The organism is Streptomyces sp. CA-249302, from assembly GCF_050936785.1.
GTDB lineage: Bacteria > Actinomycetota > Actinomycetes > Streptomycetales > Streptomycetaceae > Streptomyces.
Genome location: NZ_JBNJMG010000001.1, coordinates 10,909,899 through 10,931,448, shown reverse-complemented (window position 1 = coordinate 10,931,448; position 21,550 = coordinate 10,909,899). Strand labels below are relative to the sequence as shown.

Here is a 21,550-nt window from a genome sequence, read left to right as displayed (position 1 = left end):
CCACGATGAGCGACACCCTTCCCGGCGGCACCCTGCGCCTGTCCGACACCCTGACCGTGACCCGGGTCGGATACGGCGCCCTGCAACTGGCCGGGCCGATGGCCTACGGCCCACCCCGCGACCGCGACGAGTCCCTGGCCACGCTGCGCGACGTGGCCGAGGCGGGAATCACCCACATCGACACCAGCGACTACTACGGGCCGCAGTACGTCAACCGGCTGATCCGTGAAGCCCTGCACCCCTACCCCGCAGGCCTGCGCATCGCCACCAAGGTCGGCGCGCGCCGAACTCCCGACCGTGACTGGCCCGCCGCGCTCTCCCGCCCGGAGCTGATCGACGCCGTTCACGACAACCTCAAGCACCTGGGCCTGGAAACACTCGACCTGGTGAACCTGCGCATGACCGACACGTTGGAGGCGGACGACATCGTCGAGCCCTTCACCGTGCTGGCCGAACTGCGCGACCAAGGACTCATCCACAACCTCGGCGTCAGCAACGTCAGCGCCCAGCAGGTCAGGGCCGCCCAACAGATCGCCCCGGTCGTGGCGGTGCAAAACCACTACAACCTCGTCCACCGGCAGGACGACGCCCTGGTGGACTGGTGCGCGCAGCAGGGCATCGCCTTCGTTCCCTTCTGGCCGCTGGGCGGCTTCCGCCCCCTGCAGGTGCAGGCCGTAGAGCAGGTGGCTTCCGATCTCGGCGCCACCACGCGCCAGGTCGCGCTGGCCTGGCTGCTGCACCGCTCCCCGACCATCCTCCTCATCCCCGGCACCTCGACCCGCCCTCACCTCGCACAGAACATCGCCGCAGCAGCCCTCGACCTGCCCCAAGAGGCACTTCGGCTGTTGGACGCCGTTGCCGGCACCGCCAGGTGACACACAGCCAGCCGCCCCCTCCCACACACGGAGATCCGTCATGCCCCAACCCCAAGCCGTACACCGCACGCTGGTCCTGTCCGGCAGTCTTCGCACCGGGTCCATCACCACCCAGATCGCGCACGCCGCCCTCGCCCACGCCCGCTCCGGCCACGAGATAGTCCTGGGCACCGGATTGGACACGCTGCCCCTGTTCAACGAGGACCTGGACACCGACCGCGTACTGCCGCAGGTCGGCTCGCTACGCGCCCAGGTCCACGCCGCGGACAGCCTGCTGGTCGTCAGCCCCGTCAACAACGCCAGTATCTCGGCCGTTCTCAAAAACGCCCTCGACTGGCTCTCCCGCCCCCGTGACGACTCCCCCCTGACGGCCAAACCGGTCACCAGCCTCATGATCGGCTACCGCTCCCACGGCGCAGAACACCATCTCAACGCTGTCCTACGAGCCACCGGGGCGGCTGTTGTGACCAGCCCCCTTCCCATGCTCGGCCTGCGCACGATCGACCAGCGCGACATCTCCCGGGATCCCCGGGTCAACACCGCCGTCGATCACGCCCTGAACAGCCTGCTGCGACCCGACCCCGTGACGGCCTGACCTCCCGGCCAACCGCCGACCGTAGGAGATCCGGCCCGCGCGATACTCATCGACCAGCCGGTCGAAGATCCGGTTGGCGGTGTACCGCTGCTTGCGCGGGACATCCAGGTCCGCCCACAACATGCCTGCGGCCACGCGGACTTCATCGCCTTCTGCACCGCGGGGTGTCCTACCCCGTACTTGCGCATCAGACCATGCTTGCCCAGCGCGGCACGATGATCACGGTGGAACCGGCGCGTACAGATCAGGCCTCGACTTCGCACCCACCGGAGAGGCAGGGCACCCGCATGCTCCCGCCGCAAGCCCCCCAGGTGTTGCTGGAACTCATCAACACCGTTCCCCGCTAAGAGGTCATCTCGATAGGTGGGGTTGGTCCATCGAAGTGCCCTGCTGGTTGGGTCAGTAGGCGGGGGTGCAACGGTGCGGGCATGCGCGAGTTGAGCCAGCTGATCGACGTCGAGGAACCAGCCTGGCCGGGGCTCCGAGAGACTCTTGGCAGTGGACCGGTGTCTGTCGTGGTGCTGCCACCTGATAGCGACCTGGCCAGGTCATCGCTTCTCCAGTTGCAGGTGACGACCAGGTCGTATCTGGGTGCGGTGGTGCTGCACTGTGGCGCGCTGCTGGTGGACCACGGGTGGGTGAGGGTCTTCGGCAGCCCTTTGTGCGGGGCGGCGCCGAGTCTGGCTCGGGTCAACCAGTTCCCGGGAGTGTTCGACTCTGCTTGGCGACCTGATGCCGGTCTGGTGCTGTGACCGGGAAGGTTGGCCGGGTTGGGGTCTTCCGCCGGTGCTGATGGCCTCGGAGTATCGGAGTGTGGGGCATCAAGAGGGTCTGTTAGAGGCATTCCGGGCGGAAGCCGGCGTTGAGTTCGCGTTTCTGGTCGAGGACGCAGGTTTCTCGGGCTCGGAGCAGACTGACGTTGGACTGCTCTTCCGCAGCAGTGATCTCGACGTGGAGGTCTGGTTCCTGGATGGGCATGAGCCCGTGGTGACGACGCTGGTCGCCCCGGTTGCACCGGACGGGGCGAGGACCAGGGGAGTGTGGCTGGACGAGCTGTACGTCTTGAGCGGATGCGGTCCCGCTCAAGACGTGCCCGGCTCGGCCCCGACCCGTCGAGCCACGCTTAAGCGTGTCCATCAGCATGCGGCTGCCCTGCGCCTGCTCATGCCGCAGTTGCTCACCGCTGAGGGTGCACAGCTCATTGCCCACTGTCGCCAGGACTGACTGCGGCGCCTGGATCCTTATGCGCCTTGGCTGCGGGGCGTCCGCCCCAGCGGATGCCTTTCTCGCTGCGGATGCGGGCGCGCTCCTTGCGCTCGGCGGCCAGGACGTCGCGGTGGCGGGCATTGGCGTTGCGCCAGCGCAGATAGGCGTGCAGGGCCCGGGTCTGCATCGTGTGGTTGGGGTGATGGGAGTTGGCGACGGTGAACTGCCGCAGCGGTCCGAAGTGGGCCTCGATGGGATTCGCCCAGGAGGCGTAGGTCGGTGTGAAGCACAGCTCGACCTTGTTCTTCTTCGCCCAGCGCCGGATGCCGGTGCCCTTGTGGGCGGAGAGGTTGTCCAGGATCACGTAGATCGGTGCGCCGTCGGGCCGGGTGGCGCGGATGGACTTCAGCGCGGCCAGTGTGTTGGCGGCCCCCTTCTTGCGCCTGTCGACGCCCCACAGCCGGTCGTCGCCGACCGAGTAGCAACCGTGGAAGTACCGCACGCCGTGGGTCCGTTGTTAGGTGGCGGGCAACCGGTCGGGGCGTTTCCGCGCGCCCCAGCACGAACCGGCGGTGGGCCGGATCCCGAGCGGGCCGAACTCGTCGAAGGCGGACACCCGGTCCGGAAAGCGGTCGAGGACTTCCTCGATCCTGTCCAGCTTCACCTCGCGTTCGGGGTCCGGGGATTCCATTAGGTCTTGGTGCGCTGGAAGGTGACGCCGCGGCGGGCGAGCAGGCAACGTAACGCCTCGCGGCCGATGCGGATCACCCGGCCGTGCACTTTGCGCAGGTAGGCGACGAGTTTGCGCAGCGACCAACGGGTGAAAGACTGGCAGAGCTTGGTGGGACGTGTGGTGGCCGTCTGGATGACGAACTCCTCGTCGTCACGACTGAGCAGGAGGGGACGGCCTCCCGCCCACCGAGGGTCCAGACAGGCCAGGCCGATCTCACTGAACCGGTGGATCGCATCGCGGACGGTGTCCTCATCGGCCTGCACCAACTGGGCGATCACCGGCACGCGGTTCCCGCCGGCCGAGGCCAACAGCATCATCGCGCGCCGGTAGCGCACCGAGCCGGTGCTGCCCCGACGCACGATCTGCTGCAGCTTCTGCCCCTCCTGATCGGTCAGTCTGCGCACACGGACAGGCTCAGCCACCACACATCCAGCGGTCGGACGGACATCACCGCACATCCAACCGCCACAACGGCCAACCCGGCGAACCTTCCCGGTCAGAGCACTAGCGGTGGTTTGTTGATATGGGACTTGTAAGGCTGTCGCCGCCCGTGCCACTTCCGGAAGGCCTGCGCCCCAAAGAGGGCACGCGAACACTTCATCGCCTCCCTGAACTGCCGTGCTTCCCATCCGCGTTGCTCGTCGCTCAGCCGATTGACGCGGTGCATGGCGTCGGCAAGGAACTGGTCGAAGTCCCGACCGCCGTACTCGGTGGGCGGGGTGAGCCGGAAGGCCAGGAAGCGGAGGACCATCTCCCGGTCCGCCATCCGTTCGTTCGACACGCTCCAGTCCGTCGCGTCGCCGAAGGCGGGGTCCTCGGCGAGGTCCGCAAGGAAGTTCCGGGCGGGACCGGGGATCACGGCGTGCCGGATCTCCTGCCGCGCGACGGCCCACCGGCACTGATACGCGAGAAGACGTTGAACTTCACGGCCTCGGGGGTGCCGTGCCGGACGATGTGCACGGCGAGACGGGTCTCGCGCAGCCTGATGCGCAGCCGTCCCGGGAGGTGCTGGTGGCCCATGCCGTGGAACCCTCGAAGGTAGTCGAGCCCACTCAGTCGTAGCGGCCGCATGTCCACCGCCTCCTGGCGCCATGAACCGGGCGAATCGCCGTGAGCCGCTGGATGCCGTCGACGACCGACCAGGTGTCGTCCTTCTGCTGGGCCATGAAGAACGATGAGACGGGGATGCCCAGAAGGAGCGACTAGATGAGCCGGCTCTGCTGCAGGTCGCTCCAGACGCCGCCCCGGCGCTGGAAGTCCGGCGCCGGGGCGATCGTCCTCTCTCAGCCGGAACAGCAGCTCGTCTACGGTGAGGTCGTGGGTCTCGATGCCGATGCCTGAGGACTCGAGTGGCGCCGGTGTCGAGACCCGGTCCGTCTCGTCCTCGGGCAGTTCCAGCTCCACGCCCGTGGACCGCCCGTTCGCACCGAGCTCGACGGCGGGCTCGGCGATCAACGACAGCCAGAGGTCGTCCCCGAATCCGTCTCCGCCCAGAGGCTGCTCGCGCTGGTTTCCCACGGCGCAACCCTACCGAGCGGTTGGCCGGATCGGCGGGTGGCAGGTCAGGTGAACAGCGCGTTCACCGTGGCCCGGATCTTGTCGACGACGGTGAGCACACCGGTGGCCGCGCCGACGGCGGTCGTCAGACCCGTCAGCAGCATGTTCAGGCGTGGGCGCCGCGGCTGACCGCTGGTCAGCTCCTCCTCGATCGCGTCGACCGTCTCGTTGGCCTGTTCGATGTCGGCGACCTGCGCCGCCTGGGAGGCCAGTGCGGCGCGGAGCTCCTGGAGCCCCTCAAGAGCGGGCCCGGACCTCATGTTCTGCGTCAGGTCGCGACCCGCGGCACCGCCCATCACCTCGTTGCGGTTGCCCCGCACCTCAACTCGGTTGCTGACACGCGCCCCCGGTTCCCGGTCGTCTCGTGGTCGTCGTCGCTGTGCCATGTTCACCCCTTGCCCTTCGGCTCCGCCGGCGCCTTCTGCGACCCGGTCTGTTTGCTGTCCCTGCCGGCCGCGGAGGTCATCACCTTGTTGTTGTCCCCGGTGACGTAGGTCGTGTTGAAGACGTTCGACACCTGCTTGTCGAAGTCGACGAGGTCGGCGCCGTGCTCGTCGAGGAAGTACCGCACCCTGGCGAACATCCAGACCTGGAGGGTGTGCGCGTGACGCAGCGCGTCCTCCCACTGGTGCATGTCCTCGACGCTCGTCCGCTGGCAGTGCTCACGCAGGCTGACCGGCTTCTTCTCGTCTTCGTCGTCGACGTCGCCGGTAGCGCCGACGGTGCCAGCGGACACGCTGCCCTGGTTGACGACCGTCCCACGGCCCGTGCGCTCCAACGGCAGGCTCCGCCGCACCGTCCCGTACGCCCGGATCGCCAGGTCGACCGTGTCCCCGACGGCGTGCAGCGGGACAAGCAGCAGATCGCCGGCCAGGGCCCAGCCCCCGCGCGCCGCGACCGCCGTGTCCTTGCGGAGCGGGGTCAGGTAGTGCGGTCGGGTGACGAAGTGCAGCATGCGCCCTTCGAGTGCCGCGTGCGCGAAGATCGTGACCACGATCTGCCCGTCCCAGCTGATCACCTGAGCGGTGAGATAGCGCCGGGTGGCCGTGCTGGACGGTGCGCCCCTCGCGCCGCGGACCATGTCGTCGGCCTCCGGCCAGACCTTTTGCAGCCCGACGGGCAGGTTCTTCCACTCCGTTTCGGGCACGCCGAGCATCTCGGAGACATCGCAGTTGGGTAGCGAGTGCGTTTCCACGAGGACGTCCCGAAGGCGCTCCAGTTCGTCCCGTACGTCGTCCATCAGCTCGTCGGCCTCGAACTCCCGGAGGCCTTCGAGTTCTTCGTGGTCCTGGTTCTTGCCGTCGTCCTCGTCGTCTCCGCCGGCCGCCTTGAGCCGGATGCGCGACGACGTCTTGTCCCAGGGGATGCCCGCACCGACGAACCGGTACTCGCTGCCGTAGTTCGTGTAGGCGACGGACTGCCAGGTCTCGGTCACCTTGATGGCGGCGGTCTTCCTCGCCGAGACCGGAGCGGCATGGGGCCGGTCGCCGATCGTCCGGCGTCCCGGCCGCACCGCGAGCACATAGGCCCAGGCCACCCACCGGTCCAGGACGTACACAGCGGTGACGGCCAGAGCCAGCAGTACGGCCTCCCGCGCACCCTGCCGCAGAGCCTCACGGAGCACCGGAGCGTAGGTACCCGCGAGGCGGTAGACGGCGAAGGCGGCGAGGCCGAGCAGGATGAAGGAGATGAACGACGTCGTCCCCCACCGCAGGATGCGTCCGACCCTGCCGCCCCGAAGCGACATGTGCAGGAGTGCCGCGGCGATGAGGATCCCGGCACCCCACGGATACCGGAGCGCGGTCAGGCCGACCACGACGACCAGCAGAGCCGCGCGCAGGCGCCACTGCCTGCGCGCGGCGACGCAATGGCTGAGCACGGGCGCGAGCTGGAAGCCGAACGAGGGTACCGGCCGCTTATCCGCGAACAGCACCTCGCGCAGAGCCAGCCGCGCCAGGTACTCCCCCGCGTATGGGCCGAGCTGCGGTATGCGCCGCTGTCTCCGCCTCCCGCGCGCCTGGTCCTCCATACGGCCCAGCAGAGCCTTCATCTGCTTCAGACGGTGGGGCCGATCGTGCACCGATGCGCAGATCTGACGGGTGACCGAGGTGTCCGGTATCTCATCGCGATGGGCGTACGATCTCCGCCACACCGACTCGTCAGGCGCCGGAACCTCCGGTTCGGGGTCGGCCGGCTCTGCGTCGCGACGGATACGTGGGCTCCCCGGTTTCAGGTCTTTCCAAGACGGTAGTACCACACGCCCTCCCCCGACTCGCGCCGACGCAGGCCAGTATTTTCCCGACCAGCCGGGGCGCGCGCCAGAGTGCGCGATCCGTGTCAGACGAAGGCTCTTCGAGACTCCGGCAAGTAGCCGAAGTGGCGTACGTACGGCGGCACTTGGCACCTAGCGGTGGTTTGTTGACGGCGGATCGGGGCGGTTGAGGTCAAGAGGTCTGCCGGTGGCGACGGCGTCGATCAGGGCCTGGAGTTCGCTGGGTGGAGGCTGGGCTGTCCAGGCTCGCCAGCAACGTTGCAGCATGTTCCAGGGCACCAGCCAGCCACGGACGGCCCGGATCGCGCGGGGCCAGCCGGGCAGTTGGGGCGGATGATGTTCTGTCCCGCCCCCTCTCTGCCGCTCTTGACGGCGTGTCAGGTTCAGGTGTCGGGTCGACCGACGCCGGTGGCGGTGGGGCGAACCAGGTGTTCCAGCAGAAGCTGAATGCGCAGTTGACCAGGGTCTGATGGCGGCGGATGGCGGTGTCGGAGCGGACCTGGAAGTCGGCCCAGCCGAGTTCGTCCTTGACCTGCTTGTAGCTCTGCTCGACCCAGTGCCGCAGCCCGTAGATCCGCATGATCTCGGCGAGGTCGGCGGGCAGGTAGGGCGAGTCGGCGACGCGCGGGGAGCCGGGTCGGGGCAGATCCGTGGCCAGATACCAGGTCGCCTTCGCCGGCAGGGTGGCCGGGTCGGTGGTGGCCACAACCAGGCGGACGTTCCCGTCCGGGCCCCATCAGCCGAGCCGGGCTTCAGCGGCCCACCAGGTGGCAGTGTGTCCGTCGCGGAAGGTGCGCTCGATGCGTGTCCAGTCCCCGGGGTGGTCTGCGTCGGTCCAGGTCAGAGCGTGAGCGGCGTCGACGGGGGTGTAGGCGTCGGTGCCGTAGGACCAGGTGCCGTGCCGGGGTTTGAGGGCCATCACGAACGCCAGGCCGGCTGCGTGCAGGCCGGCACGGAAGCTGTCGTGGTCGCCGTAGGCGCAGTCGGCGGCCACCGCCCGGAAGACGAGCCCGGCGGCCTTGGTCTGAGCGGCCAGGGCCACCGCGATCTGCAGTTTGGACTGGAAGTCCGGGGCCTTCTTCTCCTGCGGGAAGTGGTGGGCCGGGGTGTAGGGGCGGGCGTGCACGGGGTAATAGATGCGCTCGTCCGCCCAGCAGGTGGTCACGGTGACTACACCCCGGTCGATCTTCCCGACCGAGCCCAGGTACTGCTTGCCCACGTGCGCGGTCGCCGTCCCTGACTTGCGGTCCCCGGAATCATCGATCACCAGCACCCCGCTCCCGTGTGGCGCGGTGGCCGGATCGGCCAGCAGCAGCTCCAGGCGGCGCCCGTTGACCTGGTGGTTGTCCCAGGTCGACTCCGAGAGGAAGAACTGCAGCCGCTGCACCGCCGCATGCTGGGCACCGACCACCGGCTCGGTGCCGACGAGGCAGGTCAGCGTCTTGTTCCGGTCCCGTGGAAGCAGCAGCCCGGCCAGATACTCGCGAAACCCACGCCGCTGCGCCAGGGTCTCGAAGAGATCATCGAAGGGGGCGGCGTAGGCTTCCAGCGGACCGGGGGCGGGCGGGCATGGCATCCGCTTCGTCATCTGAGGCTCCACGAAGGCGAGTTGGAACTCTCACTTCCGACTACTTACGCCCCGATCCGCCGTCAACAAACCACCGCTAGTCGAGGCACTTGGGTCCGGTATATCGGTGCCGCAGGTGGCGGCGGACGGTGTTGACGTCCCCGCGGTGGCCCAGTTGCTGGGACTGCCCCAGTGCAAGGTCGGCAGCGGCAGCCAGGCGGTGGAACACCTCGGCGCGTGGGGCCACCCGCTCGACAGGGTCCTGCACGAGGCCCTCGCCCTCAGCGCCGGGCATGCTGCGACCACCCGGACGTCTCTGTCCGGCCAGACACCCGGGTCGAGATCCCGCTCACCCGGGTTGCTTGTCTCTACCACCGGTTGAATTGCCGACCACGTCCGCCATCTGACGGCGCACAGTATCGCAAATGGAGCAGATCATCGCAAACTAGATGTAGGAATTGCTAAATTTTGCAATTGGTTAGATGCTTTGTTGGCTGTGTTCGCAGGTAGCCGTGGGCACAGCCTTTCGTGTCGGCCCCCCGGTGGGGCGTGTAGGGGAAGCCGAGGGGTCGTGTCCGTTCCGCTGTATCAGGCCAAGGCCGAGTTCTTCCGGATGCTGGGGCATCCGGTCCGCATCCGGGTGCTGGAACTGCTGCAGGACGGTCCGAAGCCTGTACGGGAGCTGCTGGCCGCCATCGACGTGGAGCCGTCGAGCCTGTCGCAGCAGCTCGCGGTGTTGCGCCGCTCCGGCATCGTCGGCTCGGCCCGGGAGGGCTCGACGGTCGTCTACGCGCTGGCCGGTGGGGATGTCGCGGACCTGATGAGGGCGGCGCGCCGGATCCTGACCGAGATGCTGGCCGGGCAGAAGGACCTGCTGGCCGAGCTGGAGGAAGCCGGGGTCGCCGCGCGATGACGACGGCCCTCGCACGGATCACCGAGCTTCTCCCCCACCGTGACGACCTGGCGCAGATGCGTCGCGATCCCCGCCGCGACCTGCTCGCCGGCCTGACGGTAGCCGTCGTCGCGCTGCCGCTCGCGCTCGGCTTCGGTGTCTCCTCCGGTCTGGGCGCGGCGGCGGGCCTGGCCACCGCCGTCGTCGCGGGTGCACTCGCCGCGGTCTTCGGCGGCTCGAACCTTCAGGTGTCCGGGCCGACCGGGGCGATGACCGTGGTGCTGGTGCCGATCGCCGCCAAGTACGGCCCGACGGGTGTGCTCACCGTCGGACTGCTGGCCGGGCTGATGATCGTCGCCCTGGCGGTGGCGCGAGCCGGAAAGTACATGCAGTACGTGCCGGCGCCGGTCGTCGAGGGCTTCACGCTCGGGATCGCCTGCGTGATCGGGTTGCAGCAGGTGCCGAACGCGCTGGGCGTGGCCAAGCCGGAAGCCGAGAACACCGTGGTGGCCGCCGGACAGGCGCTGGCGGAGTTCGCCCGGCACCCGAACTGGACCGCCATCGGGCTGGCGGTCGCGGTAGCCGTGGTCATGCTGTCCGGTGCCCGGTGGCGGCCCACCGTGCCCTTCTCGATCCTCGCGGTGATCGCCGCGACCGTGGTGGCGCAGGTCGCGGACCTGGACGCGGCGAAGCCGATCGGCGCGCTGCCGCCCGGGCTGCCCGCTCCCTCCCTCGCCTTCCTCGACCTCGGCGCGCTGAGCTCGCTGTTGCCTTCGGCGGTGGCGGTGGCGGCGCTGGGCGCGCTTGAGTCGCTGCTTTCGGCGTCCGTCGCCGACGGTATGACGGTCGGTCAGAAGCACGACCCCGACCGGGAGTTGCTCGGGCAGGGCCTGGCGAACATCGCCGCCCCACTGTTCGGCGGCGTGCCAGCCACCGGCGCGATCGCCCGCACTGCGGTCAACGTCCGTTCCGGGGCGGGCTCCCGCCTCGCCGCCCTCACCCACGCCGCGATCCTCGCCCTGATCGTGTTCGCGGCGGCCCCCCTGGTCTCCAAGATCCCCCTCGCAGCCCTCGCCGGCGTCCTGCTCGCGACGGCGATCCGCATGGTCGAGGTCGGCTCGCTGAAGGCGATGGCCCGGGCGACCCGCTCGGACGCGGTCATCCTCGTACTGACCGCGATGGCCACCCTCGCCCTCGACCTCGTGTACGCCGTCATCATCGGCCTCGTCGTCGCAGGCGCCCTCGCCCTGCGCGCGGTCGCCAAGCAGGCCCGTTTCGACCAGGTGCCGCTCGACCGGGGCGACCACAGCGTGGAGGAGCATGCGCTGCTGGCCGAGCACATCGTCGCGTACCGCATCGACGGCCCACTGTTCTTCGCCGCCGCCCACCGCTTCCTGCTGGAGCTGACCGAGGTCGCCGACGTACGCGTGGTGATCCTGCGCATGTCGCGCGTCTCGACGATGGACGCCACGGGTGCCCTGGTGCTGAAGGACGTGGTGGAGAAGCTGAACCGGCGCGGCATCGCCGTGATGACGTCGGGCATACGCCCCGGCCAGCGCCGCGTCCTGGACTCGGTCGGCGCCCTGGGCCTGCTCCGTCTGGAGGGCCGGGAGTACGCCACCACACCCGAGGCGATCAAGGCCGCGCGCGACCACCTGGAAGTGGCCGGCATCCTGCCCACCGTTTCCGTACAGAAGAACCACGTCACCAGCGAGGAAACGGTCCGATGAGCACTGCCCCGGCGAGCTTGCGCATGGTCGAGGTCTCCGGCGCGGAGGCCCTGTGGCTGCTGGAGGCGTGGCGGCATCCCGCTGCACGTACACCAGCCGCCCGAGCTTGCTGCCCCAGGTGGACGAGATCGGCGCCGCGACGGGCACGGGCTGGACGGTGACGACCACCGGCCCCGCCGACGTGCTCACCGACCCGAACGAGGTCGCGCACCACCGACGCACGCTCGCCGGGTGGACGCACGGCCCGCACGACACGATCACGCGAATTCATCCGCAGACGGTCACCGGTTTCCGCTTCACCCAAGGCCCGGAGAGCTGATGTCCTCGCAGCTGGAAACCCTGCCACACCGGCACGTGCTCACCCTGCCCACCGAACCAGCCGCGGTCCGCACCGCCCGCGTGAGCGCCGAGCAGGCCCTGGTCGAGTGGGGCATCGGCCTGCGCCACCCCGCGGTGGACCCGGCCCTGTTGATCCTCGGCGAGCTGGTGACCAACAGCGTCCGCCATGCCGCTGTCCTCTCCCCGCAGCTCACGGTGATCTACGCAGCGGGCGAGGGTTGTCTGGCGTTCGCCGTGCACGACCGGCACCCGTATCAGCCTGCGCTGTACGGCGCGCTGACCGACGCCGGCACGAGCGGCCTGGCCATCGTCATGGAGCTCACCCTCGGCCTGAGCGGCACCGCGGTCGTCCGCCCCGACGCCGACGGCCAGGGAAAGAGCATATGGATCACACTGCCCCTCTGACCGGAGAGCAGACCCCCAAGCCGGAAAACCGCGCAAGGAAGTACACGACATGACCATCGAGTGGCGCTACACCATCGAGCAGGACCTGGGCGTCCTGTCCATCGCGGGCTATCTGGGCCCGCAGGCGGTCCACCGCTTCAGCGGCGCGGTCGGCTGGGTGGTCGCCCGCGGCACCGGACCGGTCATCGTCGACCTGACGGGGCTGCGCAGTTGGTCGGCGGAGGGCCAGCTGGCCATCACCGACGCCGCCCGCCGGCTGGCCGAAGCGGGGCGGGGTCTGGAGCTTGCCGCCATCCCCGCCGAAGGCTCCCTCGTCCCGGCGGGCGAGGGCCCGGACATCCCCGTCCACTCCGACCTGGCCGCCGCGCTCGCCGCCCACACCGGATTCGGTCCGGGCGGCGAGGGCCAGCAGGAGTGGCGTACCGACGGCTGGCCCGCCTGACCTACATCTTGGTCCTCCCGACCGGGAATCGGCTCGCCCGCACGAGAAAGTGACATGTGATGAGTGAAGAATCCCTTCCCTCCTGCCCCAAGTGTTCCGGCGTCTACACCTACGAGATGGGCGCGCTGCTGGTCTGCCCGGAGTGCGGACACGAATGGTCGCCATCGGCCACAGCCGAAGGCAGCGGCGAGGACAAGGTCATCAGGGACTCCGTCGGCAATGTCCTCGCCGACGGGGACACGGTGACCGTGGTCAAGACGCTGAAGGTCAAGGGCAGCCCGAGCGGAATCAAGGCGGGGACCAAGGTGCGCAACATCCGTCTCGTCGACGGGGTGGACGGCCACGACATCGACTGCAAGGTCGACGGGTTCGGTGCGATGCAGCTCAAATCCAGCGTCGTCAAGAAGGTCTGACCCGCGGGGTGGGAGGCCGGACCGGTTGCTCGCGCCGGGGCGACGGCGCCGTCGCCGTCCCTCAGCGGTACGACGGCGCAGGTGTCCTCCTCGGCGGCGATCGCCACGTCCTCGACGGACCCCATCGCGGCCAGCTCCCGCCCGGAGGCACTGGTGGCGACCGCGTGAGAGACGTCGCCGGTGCCCTCGTAGCCCGCCTTGACGGCGGCGGCCTCCGCCGACAACGGACCCGCACCCTGCAAAGCCAGATCGCAGACCAGCGCTCCGGCACCGAGCAGGTCCTCCAGCCCGGGACGCAGGCCGCCGTCCAGCCACGGCCGCCAGCGGCGATCACCGCGACGGGGCGCTCGGGCGTGCCATACGGCTGGGGGTGAGCCAGCCGCCGACGGCGGTGACGTTGCGCAGGCAGGCGTCCACCACCCTCACCGCGGTGGTGAACGACAGCACGTCGACCACGACCGGACAGGCGGCCCGGGCGGTAAGGCGCCGCGCTCCGCCCGGCCCCCACTCGAACCGGACGCCGCTGCCGCACTGCGCAGCCCAGTCACCCATCACACCACTCATTCCCCAGCTGGGTCACCCGCCACCGGTTTCCGACGCGGAACAGGCTGCCCGTCCGCTCACGGACGGCCCGAGCATGCGGGCACCACCACACTGCGGGCCGATGCCCTCCTCGCGGACAGCGGTGGTGCGGTGGATGTGAGGATGGCGCCCGGGCGCGTGAACCACAGGGCGGCTGCGCCGCCCAGAGGAGCGGTTCTCACCAGGACTCTCACCTCACGTATGAAGTTGCTAATGTTAGCAATTACTGAGCTCATCATTCCTGGATCCGACGGCTCGATCCCCGTGTGGGTCCGACGAGCACCGCGGGCGAGGATGGGCCGCATGTCTGTGACGAGTGGGTGGACGCGATGTACCAAGGGCCGGCCGGCGGGGCTCTGCTCCTGGGAGGGAGAGAGGACCACGCGATGAGTACGCCGCTGTACCAACTGAAGGCCGAGTTCTTCAAGACCCTCGGCCACCCGGCCCGTATCCGCGTACTGGAACTGCTCAGCGATCGCGAGCACGCGGTCGCCGAGATGCTCCCCGAGGTCGGCATCGAGCCTGCACACCTGTCCCAGCAACTGGCGGTGCTGCGCCGGGCGAACCTGGTCGTGACCCGCAAGGAGGGCTCGACCGTCTACTACTCGCTGACCAGCCCGCATGTGGCCGAGCTGCTGCGAGTCGCCCGGACCATCCTGTCCGGCGTCCTGACCGGGCAGGCCGAACTGCTGGCCGACCTGCAGGCAGCACAGCGGGAGGCGAAACCGCCGTCGTGACGGCGGCCCTCGATCGGCGGCCTCTCCCAACGGAGTTCGACAGCGCTCCGTGGTGCGGGGCGGCGGCCCTCTCCACCTGAAGGTGAAGCAGGGCCAAACATCGGAAAAGCGCCGTAACTCCTTTCGTGGGACGGCCGGTTGGTCCCCCACGAACGGTCCTCACCGTCGCAGGGAGGGTTCATGGGCCTGTTGCGCAAGATCCGCACCATCGGGATGGTGGCCGAGCCCCCTCCGCCGCGCCCGGAGGGCGAAGGCGCGGGAGCTGGGCGGGTCGGTGCAGGTGCGGTGCGTGGACGCCGGACTGCCCCAGCACGCCGAGGAACTGCTCACCCAGGGCCACCGGCTCGCTCTGGTCACCGCCCACCTCGACGAGAGCGGCCCGCGCGTGGTGTACCTGTTCACCTCCGGCCCGCCCGACAGCCGCACCGAACTCTAGGTCCGTCTCCACCCCGACCACCCCGAGGTGCCCTCCCTCGCCCACCTCTCCTTCCCGGCGGGCCGGTTCGAGCGCGAGATGCGTGACCTGTTCGGCATCGTGCCCCTGGATCACCCGCTCCCCCGCCGCCTGGTACGGCATTTCCACTGGCCGCGCGGCTGGTACCCGATGCACCCCGATGCCGGATCACCACCCGCCTTCGGCGAGCAGGAGGGGCCGTACCCCTTCCTGGAGGTGGAGGGCTACGGCGTCTACGAGATCCCGGTCGGCCCGGTGCACGCCGGCCTGATCGAACCCGGCCACTTCCGCTTCTCCGTGGTCGGCGTGACCATCCTCAAACTCAAGGTCCGCCTGTGGTTCGCCCACAAGGGCATCGAGAAGCTCTTCCAGAACCGCTCGACGGCGGCCGGCCTCCCACTGGCCGAGCGCATCAGTGGCGACACCGCCGTCGGCCACGCCTTCGCCTACTGCCTGGCCGTCGAGGAGGCCACCGGCACCGATGTCCCGCCCGAGGGTACGTGGTGTCGGGGACGTACACGACGCTGCTCGTGACGCGTCAGCGGCTCTTCTGGAACTGCGTGGTGGTCAAGTGCTTGAGTATCGCCGGGCGTTCGGGGATGGGACGGACCGCGCCGTGGCCGGTGGTAGTCAGGGCCGCGGCCACCGCCGCGTACCGCGCCGCCTCCACCGGCGAGGCCCCCTCGACCAGACACGCGGCGAACGCCCCGTCGAAGGTGTCCCCCGCCCCGGACGCATCCACAGCCGTGACCCGCTGCGCCGGGATACGCGTCACCTCGCCGCCATCGGCCAACAAGGCGCCCTGCTCCCCCAGTTTCAGCACCACCACCTTCGGGCCCCGGGCGCACAACGCCCGCAGCACCGCCTCCGGGGACTGCTCCCCGTCAGCATCCGCCCCTCCTCCATATTGGGCAGCGCGATGTCACACAGCTCCAGACTGCGCAAGATCACCGCACGCGCCTGCTCCTGCGTCCACAACGCAGACCGGTAATTGGGGTCGTAACTCACCAGCGTCCCTTGCGCACGGGCCACCGCCATCGCATGCAAGGCCGCATCGCACGCCGACGCACCGATGGCCTGCGTGATACCCGTGACATGCAGCAACCGCGCCTGAGCCACAGCCTGCTCGGGCACATCCGCAGGACTCAGCCGACTCGCCGGCGAACCCGCCCGGTAGTACGTGAACCCGTGCCCGGCCGGACCGCGGGCAATGAAATAGACACCCGTACGCCCACCTGGCTCACGCACCACGTGAGTCGTGTCGACGCCCTCCCGCTCCCACAGCCGGGTGAGAACGCGACCGAAGGCATCATCACCGATCCTGGTCACGTAGCCGGCACGGGCACCCGAACGCGCCGCGGCAACAAGGAAGTTGGAGGTGTCACCGCCGTAGCCGACCGCGAAGGACGCGGCATCCTCCAACGCCCCGTCCACATCCGCGTTGAACTCCACCATGGGTTCACCCAGGGCGAGGACAACGGCAGGGACCGTATGTTCGTGTGTCATGGCCTCAGATCCGGTCTCGGCGCGCTGCGGCGCGCGGGATGCAGGGGGTGGAGCGTTTTCACGGGCCCGCCGCGCGCTCCGATCGCGCGCCGGGGGTGTCGTCGGCAGGCTCGTCGGCCTTCGCGTAAGCCTCCTGCACGCGTCGGTCGCTGACGCGGAGTGCGAGCAGGGAAGCACCCGCGCACAGAGCCGCCAGGACGGGAAAGGCGACACGGTACGGGAAGGCGCCGTCGCCACCGGTCGGTTCGGCGAGTGAGGCCGCCAATGTCCCGGCCAGGGCCACTCCGAAGGCGCCCGCGGTCTGCCGTTGCATGTTGAGGAGGGTGGTGGCGTCGGCCGTGCGGGGGGTCGGCATGGTGACGAAGGCCGCGTTCTGGGCGCTGGCGAACAGCAGGCCCACGGACATGCCGAGCAGGTACATCGCCGGGTACAGGGCGAGCGGATGCGAGCCGGCCGTCAGGACCGCCAGTCCGACGATGATCAGCGCGGCTCCGGCTCCGCCTGCGACCATCAGGCGGCGGGGGCCGACCCGGTCGTGGAGGCGGGGCACGATCTGGGAGGCGGTCAGCATGCCCAGCGCCTCGGGGGAGGTGGCCATTCCCGAGTGGAGCGCGTCATAGCCACGAACTGTATGCAGGAACTGGGGGTACAGGTACAGAACGCCCATGAACGCGGCCCCGGTGGGCAGTAGGACCAGCTGCGTGGTGCGGAACAGCTGGTCCTCCACCACCCGTAGATCGATCATGGGGTGTCGGGCACGCAGCTCCCACGGCACCAGCACGGTGAGGAACACGACCCCGCCGGCCAGCGGACCGAGGACCGCCCCGCTCCCCCAGCCACGGTCCGGGGCCGTGGTGAGGGCGTACAGGACCGCCGCCAGTCCGCCGCCGGCGAGGACGAAGCCCGGCACGTCGAAGCGGGGTGAGCCCGGTCCGGGGAAGTCGGGCAGGGTGCCCAGCCCGAAGAGCAGGGCGAGCACGCCTACGGGCAGGTTGACGAGGAACACCCAGTGCCAGGACGCGGCGTCCACCAGCCAGCCCCCCAGCACGGGTCCGAGGGCGGGTGCGACGGCGGTCGGCAGCATGACGTACTGCTGTGCGCGCAGCCGCTCGGCCACGGGAAACGCCCGCAGCATCATCGTCATCCCGACGGGGGCGAGCAGGCCGCCCCCGACGCCCTGCAGGACACGGTAGGCGGTGAGCGCCTCGATCGTGCCGGCGGTGGCACACAGCCCGGAGGCCCCGGTGAACAGCAGGAGGGCGGTCAGTGCGGTACGCCGGGTACCGAAGCGGTTGCCGAGCCAGCCCGAGACGGGGATGAAGACGGCAAGGGCCACCAGATAGCCCACGTTGACGGAGCTGAGACCGGAAGGGTCCACACCGAAGTCGCGGCCGATGGCCGGAAGGGAGACGTTGACGATCGTGGTGTCCATGATCGCCATGAAGTTCGCGGCGACGAACACCCCGCAGACGGCGATCTTCGCGGAGACCCAGTGACCGAGTCGCGGCGCGAGGACGGGGCTGGTCGCGTGCTCGGCCCTCACCGGCCGTCCCGGAGCCATCGAACCTGCTCCTCGGTCAGCGTGAGGCGGCGGGCGTGCAGGGAGCTGTCGATCTGGGCGGTCGTCCTGGGGCCAATGGACGGCCAAACACCGGGATGGTGGAGCGTCCAGGCCACAGCGACGGTCTCGGGCCGGGAGTCGAGCTGATCGGCGAGTTCCCGGCAGCGCAGCCGTCGGGCGCGGTTGTCCTCGGTGTCGTAAGGGTCCGGCTTGCCGTGGTGCTCCTTCGGGGCGTTGCGTGCGAAGTAGCCGCGGGCCTGCGAGGACCAGCCCAGCAGGGGCAGTCGGTGGGTGCGTACAACGTCGAGTACGGCCTTGTCGGCGTGCAGGCTGCCTTCCAGCAGTGCCGGGTCGGGCTCGGCGAGGCTGAACTGGTAGCTGGCGACGGGGGTGTGGCCGCGCCCGCCGAGTTCGGCGGCGAGCTGCGCCAACCGTTCGGGGCGCCAGTTGGAGACGCCGACGCGGCGGACGTGTCCGGCGTCCACCAGGGCCACGAGGGTGTCGGCGAGTTCGGCGACGGATCGGGTGGGGTCGTCGCAGTGGTACAGCAGGACGTCGAGCTCCTCGACACCGAGGTTGTCCGCCGCGGACCGCACGTGCTCGAAGACGGTGTCGCGATCGAGGGGGATGTCGCCGCCGGTCGTGTCGTGGCCGACCTTGGTGGCCACGCCGAGCGTGCCGGGGTTCGCGCGCAGCCACTGGCCGACCGCGGCCTCGGCCTTGCCTCCGGCGTAGCTGTGGGAGGTCTCGACGAGGAGGCCACCGGCGTCGGCGAAGTGGGCGAGCCGCTCGGCGGTGGCCTCGGCGGGTTCCGCTCCGAAGGGGCCGCCGAGGACGAACCGGTGCGCGGCGCTCTCCATGCCGTCCTCGTCGAGGAGTCCGTCCAGCAGTTGCAGGGGGGAGTGCGGCATCAGGCGTCGCCTCCGGAGACCCGCCGGAAGCCGTCGACGTCGGCGAAGGGGCGCGGCAGGTGCGGCCGCAGCGGGATCTGGAAGGTATTGAGCATCATCGCGGACATGCTGAAACTGCCGATGCAGCCGATCAGGTCCAGCACGCCGTCCTCACCGAACAGCTCCATCGCCTGAGCGTAGGTGGCGTCGGTGACGAAGTGGTCGTAGAGCATCTCGTGGGCGAAGGCGTGGAACACGCGCTCGTCCTCGGCCTTGAATCCGGGGTCCTCGCCGCGTGCGAGGCGGTCGAGGCACTCGGCCGGAATGCCCTCCTCGACGGCCTGCTGGATATGGGCGTTCCAGGCGGCCTGGCTGTCGAAGTGGCGTCCGGCGATCAGCACGCTCAGCTCGCGCAGCTTCTGCGGGAACCTCGACTCGTTGCGGCAGTATCGGCCGAGGTTCTCCACCCAGTGGGCCAGTTCCATGTTGCGCGCCCAGGCGATGAAGGGCGGCGGTGGTTCGACTCCGGGGCCGACGATGGTTTCGAGGAGTTCGGTCTGCTCGGGGGTGAGGCTGGTCAGCGGGGTCAGTCTCATGGTCTTGCTGCCTTTCGAGGGGGGAGAGATCGGATCGCCGAGTCGATGTCCGCGCCCACGGGGGACGAGGGTGGGAGTCCGTCGGATGGGCCCGCGCCCAGGGCGGCCCGTCCATGACCTCGGAGCGCGCTCGACGGGCGGGCGGCCCCGCGGTCGGGACGGTGGTGGGAGGCGCCCCGGGCACGGGCGACCGCACCGGCGGGCCGAGGGGGTGGCATGTCGGCGCCCGGGCGGGGATGGGGGCGATGCGGTGACTCGGCGCGGGGAACATCCCGGACGGGATGCTCAACCCGCTGGAGGAAGGGGTGAACGCGGAGCGTCAGGCGGTGCGCCACCACGCGTAGTACTTGTCGCCGTAGCCGTCCATGATGTCCGGGTACTCGTGGTCGGCGTCCGGGAACTCGAAGAAGTCGTGCGGTACTTCGAGGTCGGTGAAGCGGGCGTCGAGGTCGCGGATGGTGGGCGCGAGGCGGGTGTCGAGCCGGCCGGACAGCAGGCGGACCTGGCTGGTGCGGCGCAGTTCGGGGGCGTTGGCGAGGACCAGGCTCCAGGGGTGGCAGAGGTCGTAGTACTCCTGGTCGCCGAAGTAGGTGTTGTTGACCCGGTCCTCGGGTTCGTCCTTGAGGTTGCGCAGGATCGCGGGGGCGACCGCCGAGCACTTCCCGAAGACCTTCGGGTACTTCAGGCCGAGGTGCAGGGCCCCGAAGCCGCCCATGGAGAAACCCTCGACCGTGCGGGCGGCCGCCTCGGGGATCGTGCGGTAGGTGGAGTCCATGTGCTGGACCAGGTCGAAGGCCGTGATCTGGGCGAGCGGGCGGGCACCGTCCTTGGAGTCGACGTACCAGCCGATCGGCAGGATCTGCGGGACGACGACGATCGTCGGCGGCATGACCTCGCCGCGGACGGCCTTGTCGATCCGCGCAACCATTTCCGAACCCTGGCGGGCATTGCCGAACCCGCCGTGCAGCCAGTAGATGACGGGGAAGCGCCGTTCGGGTTCGGCCTCGTACTGCGGCGGAAGATAGAGCTGGTAGCTGCCCCGGGCGTCCGCCTCACCCCGGGAGGGCTGGGGGTAGAGGCCGAAGGTGGTGAGTTCCTGGTCCTCCTGGACCTCGTCGATCCACTGCTGCTCGATCTCTGCCATCTGCTCGGGGGTCGTGCGTACCTTGTGAACCTTCTCGGGCACGGGGCTTGTCCTCTCGGGGAAGCTTGTGGTGCGGTTCCCGGGTCCTCCGAGGCAGGTGCGGCAGCCCTCCGACCCACCAACCCGGGCGTTCCGTTACGCGAAACGATGTATTCTCTTGTGGAACGTTCATCAGTGAAACCGCGCGACGGGAGCCTGTCAATGGCCGGGATCGAAACTTCAGTGGACTCACAGACGGGCGGGCGCGGGGGACGCAGTTCGCTCGCGGGCAACGCCACCGACAAGGCGCTGAACCTGCTGGAGGCCGCCTCGACGCCTGGCTACCCGCACCGCCTGGGCGACATCGCGGCGGCCGCCGGAGTGCCCAAGGCCAGCGCGCACCGCATCATGACCAACCTGGTGGCGACCGGTTTCCTGGCCTCGGACGGACAGGGCGGCTACGGCCCCGGACCACGGGTCCGCGCGCTCGCCGCCCGGATCACCCAGGGCTGCGAGGAGGACCAGGTGATGCGCGCCGAGCTGGAGGTACTCAGCCGCCGCATCGGGCACACCGTGCACATGGGCGTACGGACCGGCGACGTCGTCACCCTGCTGGTCAAAGTGTCGGGCCCCAACGCCGTACAGGACTCCTCCCGAGTGGGCATGCAGCTGCCGCTGCACACGACCGCGATCGGCAAGTGCGTGTTGGCCGGCCTGGCCGACGAGGAGCTCACCGCCCTGGTGGGACGGCTGGGACTGCCGGCCCGCACGGAGAACTCACTCACCGAACTCGCAGCCCTGCACGCGGATCTCGCCAACGTGCGCGAGCGGGGTTTCGCCCTGGACGACGAGGAGAACGAACCCGGCGTGCGCTGCCTCGCCGTACCGGTACGAGACGCCAAGGGCGCGGTCATCGGCGCGGTGAACGTCTCGACGATCACCTTCCTGGAGACGCGAGAGGCCCTGCTGGGCTGGGCCGACGCCGTACGCACGACGGCCGAGGGACTGCACGGCCTGCTGGGCTGAGGCCGACCGGCACGCACACCGCACACGCCTCTACGATGACGTCCGATTC

At 69.6% G+C, this 21,550-nt stretch carries 26 protein-coding genes and 4 pseudogenes; 15 read left to right on the top strand and 15 right to left on the bottom strand.

What is annotated here, in order from left to right; all coding sequences use genetic code 11:
• Nucleotides 1–5: 5 nt before the first annotated feature.
• The 4 genes from ACQEWB_RS49490 (at nt 6) to ACQEWB_RS49475 (ending at nt 2,694) form a co-directional block, all read left to right on the top strand.
• Entirely contained in the window at nt 6–875 is an 870-nt protein-coding gene (locus ACQEWB_RS49490) for an oxidoreductase (protein WP_432843500.1), read from the top strand.
• Nucleotides 876–915: 40 nt separating this feature from the next.
• Entirely contained in the window at nt 916–1,470 is a 555-nt protein-coding gene (locus ACQEWB_RS49485) for an NADPH-dependent FMN reductase (protein ID WP_432843498.1), read from the top strand.
• Nucleotides 1,471–1,898: 428 nt separating this feature from the next.
• Nucleotides 1,899–2,222: a DUF2625 family protein gene (locus ACQEWB_RS49480; protein WP_432843496.1), complete on the top strand. Its 324-nt coding sequence runs from the start codon at nt 1,899–1,901 to the stop codon at nt 2,220–2,222.
• A 61-nt stretch (nt 2,223–2,283) separates the two neighbouring features.
• A complete protein-coding gene (locus tag ACQEWB_RS49475) occupies nt 2,284–2,694 on the top strand; it encodes a hypothetical protein (protein ID WP_432843494.1) in 411 nt (136 codons plus the stop codon).
• Here ACQEWB_RS49475 and ACQEWB_RS49470 read toward each other — a convergent pair.
• The 3 genes and pseudogenes from ACQEWB_RS49470 to ACQEWB_RS49460 form a co-directional block, all read right to left on the bottom strand.
• Nucleotides 2,669–3,831: pseudogene (locus ACQEWB_RS49470) on the bottom strand (IS630 family transposase). The gene ACQEWB_RS49475 and the pseudogene ACQEWB_RS49470 overlap by 26 nt on opposite strands.
• 74 nt (nt 3,832–3,905) lie before the next feature.
• Entirely contained in the window at nt 3,906–4,268 is a 363-nt protein-coding gene (locus ACQEWB_RS49465) for a hypothetical protein (protein WP_432843492.1), read from the bottom strand.
• On the bottom strand, nt 4,265–4,429 hold the full coding sequence (locus ACQEWB_RS49460) for a hypothetical protein (protein ID WP_432843490.1): 165 nt from the start codon (nt 4,427–4,429) through the stop codon (nt 4,265–4,267). Before ACQEWB_RS49460 ends, ACQEWB_RS49465 begins: the two co-directional genes overlap by 4 nt.
• A gap of 186 nt (nt 4,430–4,615) precedes the next feature.
• Here ACQEWB_RS49460 and ACQEWB_RS49455 point away from each other — a divergent pair, with 186 nt between their 5' ends.
• Complete coding sequence (locus tag ACQEWB_RS49455) at nt 4,616–4,750, top strand: hypothetical protein (RefSeq protein WP_432843488.1); 135 nt, start codon at nt 4,616–4,618, stop codon at nt 4,748–4,750.
• Nucleotides 4,751–4,971: 221 nt separating this feature from the next.
• Here ACQEWB_RS49455 and ACQEWB_RS49450 read toward each other — a convergent pair whose 3' ends face one another.
• The 4 genes and pseudogenes from ACQEWB_RS49450 to ACQEWB_RS49435 all read right to left on the bottom strand — a co-directional run bounded on the left by ACQEWB_RS49450 (nt 4,972) and on the right by ACQEWB_RS49435 (nt 9,100).
• Entirely contained in the window at nt 4,972–5,352 is a 381-nt protein-coding gene (locus ACQEWB_RS49450; protein ID WP_432843486.1) for a DUF5955 family protein, read from the bottom strand.
• A 2-nt stretch (nt 5,353–5,354) separates the two neighbouring features.
• A complete protein-coding gene (locus ACQEWB_RS49445) occupies nt 5,355–7,016 on the bottom strand; it encodes a hypothetical protein (RefSeq protein WP_432843484.1) in 1,662 nt (553 codons plus the stop codon).
• Nucleotides 7,017–7,410: 394 nt separating this feature from the next.
• A pseudogene (locus ACQEWB_RS49440) lies at nt 7,411–8,826 on the bottom strand (IS701 family transposase).
• Nucleotides 8,827–8,902: 76 nt separating this feature from the next.
• A complete protein-coding gene (locus ACQEWB_RS49435; RefSeq protein WP_432843482.1) occupies nt 8,903–9,100 on the bottom strand; it encodes a hypothetical protein in 198 nt (65 codons plus the stop codon).
• Nucleotides 9,101–9,376: 276 nt separating this feature from the next.
• Between ACQEWB_RS49435 and ACQEWB_RS49430 the strand changes: the two genes are divergently transcribed.
• From ACQEWB_RS49430 to ACQEWB_RS49405, 6 genes are read left to right on the top strand one after another with little or no spacing between them, the layout of a single operon-like run.
• Entirely contained in the window at nt 9,377–9,718 is a 342-nt protein-coding gene (locus tag ACQEWB_RS49430; protein ID WP_432843480.1) for an ArsR/SmtB family transcription factor, read from the top strand.
• Entirely contained in the window at nt 9,715–11,427 is a 1,713-nt protein-coding gene (locus ACQEWB_RS49425; RefSeq protein WP_432843478.1) for a SulP family inorganic anion transporter, read from the top strand. The genes ACQEWB_RS49430 and ACQEWB_RS49425 overlap by 4 nt, the downstream gene beginning before the upstream one ends.
• A gap of 52 nt (nt 11,428–11,479) precedes the next feature.
• The gene (locus tag ACQEWB_RS49420; RefSeq protein WP_432843476.1) at nt 11,480–11,746 is read left to right on the top strand and encodes a hypothetical protein; all 267 of its coding nucleotides are present in this window, start codon (nt 11,480–11,482) and stop codon (nt 11,744–11,746) included.
• Entirely contained in the window at nt 11,746–12,171 is a 426-nt protein-coding gene (locus ACQEWB_RS49415; RefSeq protein WP_432843474.1) for an ATP-binding protein, read from the top strand. Before ACQEWB_RS49420 ends, ACQEWB_RS49415 begins: the two co-directional genes overlap by 1 nt.
• A gap of 49 nt (nt 12,172–12,220) precedes the next feature.
• A complete protein-coding gene (locus tag ACQEWB_RS49410) occupies nt 12,221–12,613 on the top strand; it encodes an anti-sigma factor antagonist (protein WP_432843472.1) in 393 nt (130 codons plus the stop codon).
• Between the two features lie 59 nt (nt 12,614–12,672).
• Complete coding sequence (locus ACQEWB_RS49405; RefSeq protein WP_432843470.1) at nt 12,673–13,026, top strand: zinc ribbon domain-containing protein YjdM; 354 nt, start codon at nt 12,673–12,675, stop codon at nt 13,024–13,026.
• 122 nt (nt 13,027–13,148) lie between these two features.
• Here the strand turns inward: ACQEWB_RS49405 and ACQEWB_RS49400 are convergent.
• Both ACQEWB_RS49400 and ACQEWB_RS49395 read right to left on the bottom strand, forming a co-directional pair.
• Nucleotides 13,149–13,268: pseudogene (locus tag ACQEWB_RS49400) on the bottom strand (2-phosphosulfolactate phosphatase); the annotation flags it as partial.
• 88 nt (nt 13,269–13,356) lie between these two features.
• Nucleotides 13,357–13,578: a hypothetical protein gene (locus ACQEWB_RS49395; protein ID WP_432843468.1), complete on the bottom strand. Its 222-nt coding sequence runs from the start codon at nt 13,576–13,578 to the stop codon at nt 13,357–13,359.
• Nucleotides 13,579–13,994: 416 nt separating this feature from the next.
• Here ACQEWB_RS49395 and ACQEWB_RS49390 point away from each other — a divergent pair, with 416 nt between their 5' ends.
• From ACQEWB_RS49390 to ACQEWB_RS49380, 3 genes and pseudogenes are all read left to right on the top strand, one after another.
• Complete coding sequence (locus tag ACQEWB_RS49390) at nt 13,995–14,345, top strand: ArsR/SmtB family transcription factor (RefSeq protein ID WP_432843466.1); 351 nt, start codon at nt 13,995–13,997, stop codon at nt 14,343–14,345.
• A 289-nt stretch (nt 14,346–14,634) separates the two neighbouring features.
• Complete coding sequence (locus ACQEWB_RS49385; protein ID WP_432843464.1) at nt 14,635–14,781, top strand: hypothetical protein; 147 nt, start codon at nt 14,635–14,637, stop codon at nt 14,779–14,781.
• Nucleotides 14,782–14,802: 21 nt separating this feature from the next.
• A pseudogene (locus tag ACQEWB_RS49380) lies at nt 14,803–15,333 on the top strand (NADH-quinone oxidoreductase subunit C); the annotation flags it as partial.
• A 4-nt stretch (nt 15,334–15,337) separates the two neighbouring features.
• Here ACQEWB_RS49380 and ACQEWB_RS49375 read toward each other — a convergent pair.
• The 6 genes from ACQEWB_RS49375 to ACQEWB_RS49350 all read right to left on the bottom strand — a co-directional run bounded on the left by ACQEWB_RS49375 (nt 15,338) and on the right by ACQEWB_RS49350 (nt 20,538).
• Nucleotides 15,338–15,661, bottom strand: a complete 324-nt coding sequence (locus tag ACQEWB_RS49375) for a PfkB family carbohydrate kinase (RefSeq protein ID WP_432843462.1) — start codon at nt 15,659–15,661, stop codon at nt 15,338–15,340.
• Nucleotides 15,616–16,254, bottom strand: a complete 639-nt coding sequence (locus ACQEWB_RS49370) for a sugar kinase (protein ID WP_432843460.1) — start codon at nt 16,252–16,254, stop codon at nt 15,616–15,618. The genes ACQEWB_RS49375 and ACQEWB_RS49370 overlap by 46 nt, the downstream gene beginning before the upstream one ends.
• Before the next feature lie 109 nt (nt 16,255–16,363).
• A complete protein-coding gene (locus ACQEWB_RS49365; RefSeq protein ID WP_432843458.1) occupies nt 16,364–17,866 on the bottom strand; it encodes a DHA2 family efflux MFS transporter permease subunit in 1,503 nt (500 codons plus the stop codon).
• Nucleotides 17,845–18,777 carry an aldo/keto reductase gene (locus ACQEWB_RS49360; protein WP_432843456.1) on the bottom strand — a complete coding sequence of 311 codons (933 nt, stop codon included), beginning with the start codon at nt 18,775–18,777 and terminating at the stop codon, nt 17,845–17,847. Before ACQEWB_RS49360 ends, ACQEWB_RS49365 begins: the two co-directional genes overlap by 22 nt.
• Complete coding sequence (locus tag ACQEWB_RS49355; RefSeq protein WP_432843454.1) at nt 18,777–19,352, bottom strand: carboxymuconolactone decarboxylase family protein; 576 nt, start codon at nt 19,350–19,352, stop codon at nt 18,777–18,779. Before ACQEWB_RS49355 ends, ACQEWB_RS49360 begins: the two co-directional genes overlap by 1 nt.
• A gap of 319 nt (nt 19,353–19,671) precedes the next feature.
• Nucleotides 19,672–20,538 carry an alpha/beta hydrolase gene (locus ACQEWB_RS49350; RefSeq protein WP_432843452.1) on the bottom strand — a complete coding sequence of 289 codons (867 nt, stop codon included), beginning with the start codon at nt 20,536–20,538 and terminating at the stop codon, nt 19,672–19,674.
• Between the two features lie 180 nt (nt 20,539–20,718).
• Here ACQEWB_RS49350 and ACQEWB_RS49345 point away from each other — a divergent pair, with 180 nt between their 5' ends.
• Entirely contained in the window at nt 20,719–21,501 is a 783-nt protein-coding gene (locus ACQEWB_RS49345; protein WP_432843450.1) for an IclR family transcriptional regulator, read from the top strand.
• Nucleotides 21,502–21,550 lie beyond the last annotated feature (49 nt).

Coding starts and splice junctions, on each gene's coding strand:
- ACQEWB_RS49490 (WP_432843500.1), top strand. CDS start 6: ATGAGCGACACCCTTCCCGGCGGCACCCTGCGCCTGTCCGACACCCTG.
- ACQEWB_RS49485 (WP_432843498.1), top strand. CDS start 916: ATGCCCCAACCCCAAGCCGTACACCGCACGCTGGTCCTGTCCGGCAGT.
- ACQEWB_RS49480 (WP_432843496.1), top strand. CDS start 1,899: ATGCGCGAGTTGAGCCAGCTGATCGACGTCGAGGAACCAGCCTGGCCG.
- ACQEWB_RS49460 (WP_432843490.1), bottom strand. CDS start 4,429: ATGGGCCACCAGCACCTCCCGGGACGGCTGCGCATCAGGCTGCGCGAG.
- ACQEWB_RS49455 (WP_432843488.1), top strand. CDS start 4,616: ATGAGCCGGCTCTGCTGCAGGTCGCTCCAGACGCCGCCCCGGCGCTGG.
- ACQEWB_RS49450 (WP_432843486.1), bottom strand. CDS start 5,352: ATGGCACAGCGACGACGACCACGAGACGACCGGGAACCGGGGGCGCGT.
- ACQEWB_RS49445 (WP_432843484.1), bottom strand. CDS start 7,016: ATGAAGGCTCTGCTGGGCCGTATGGAGGACCAGGCGCGCGGGAGGCGG.
- ACQEWB_RS49435 (WP_432843482.1), bottom strand. CDS start 9,100: ATGCCCGGCGCTGAGGGCGAGGGCCTCGTGCAGGACCCTGTCGAGCGG.
- ACQEWB_RS49425 (WP_432843478.1), top strand. CDS start 9,715: ATGACGACGGCCCTCGCACGGATCACCGAGCTTCTCCCCCACCGTGAC.
- ACQEWB_RS49415 (WP_432843474.1), top strand. CDS start 11,746: ATGTCCTCGCAGCTGGAAACCCTGCCACACCGGCACGTGCTCACCCTG.
- ACQEWB_RS49410 (WP_432843472.1), top strand. CDS start 12,221: ATGACCATCGAGTGGCGCTACACCATCGAGCAGGACCTGGGCGTCCTG.
- ACQEWB_RS49405 (WP_432843470.1), top strand. CDS start 12,673: ATGAGTGAAGAATCCCTTCCCTCCTGCCCCAAGTGTTCCGGCGTCTAC.
- ACQEWB_RS49395 (WP_432843468.1), bottom strand. CDS start 13,578: ATGGGTGACTGGGCTGCGCAGTGCGGCAGCGGCGTCCGGTTCGAGTGG.
- ACQEWB_RS49390 (WP_432843466.1), top strand. CDS start 13,995: ATGAGTACGCCGCTGTACCAACTGAAGGCCGAGTTCTTCAAGACCCTC.
- ACQEWB_RS49370 (WP_432843460.1), bottom strand. CDS start 16,254: ATGGTGGAGTTCAACGCGGATGTGGACGGGGCGTTGGAGGATGCCGCG.
- ACQEWB_RS49365 (WP_432843458.1), bottom strand. CDS start 17,866: ATGGCTCCGGGACGGCCGGTGAGGGCCGAGCACGCGACCAGCCCCGTC.
- ACQEWB_RS49360 (WP_432843456.1), bottom strand. CDS start 18,777: ATGCCGCACTCCCCCCTGCAACTGCTGGACGGACTCCTCGACGAGGAC.
- ACQEWB_RS49355 (WP_432843454.1), bottom strand. CDS start 19,352: ATGAGACTGACCCCGCTGACCAGCCTCACCCCCGAGCAGACCGAACTC.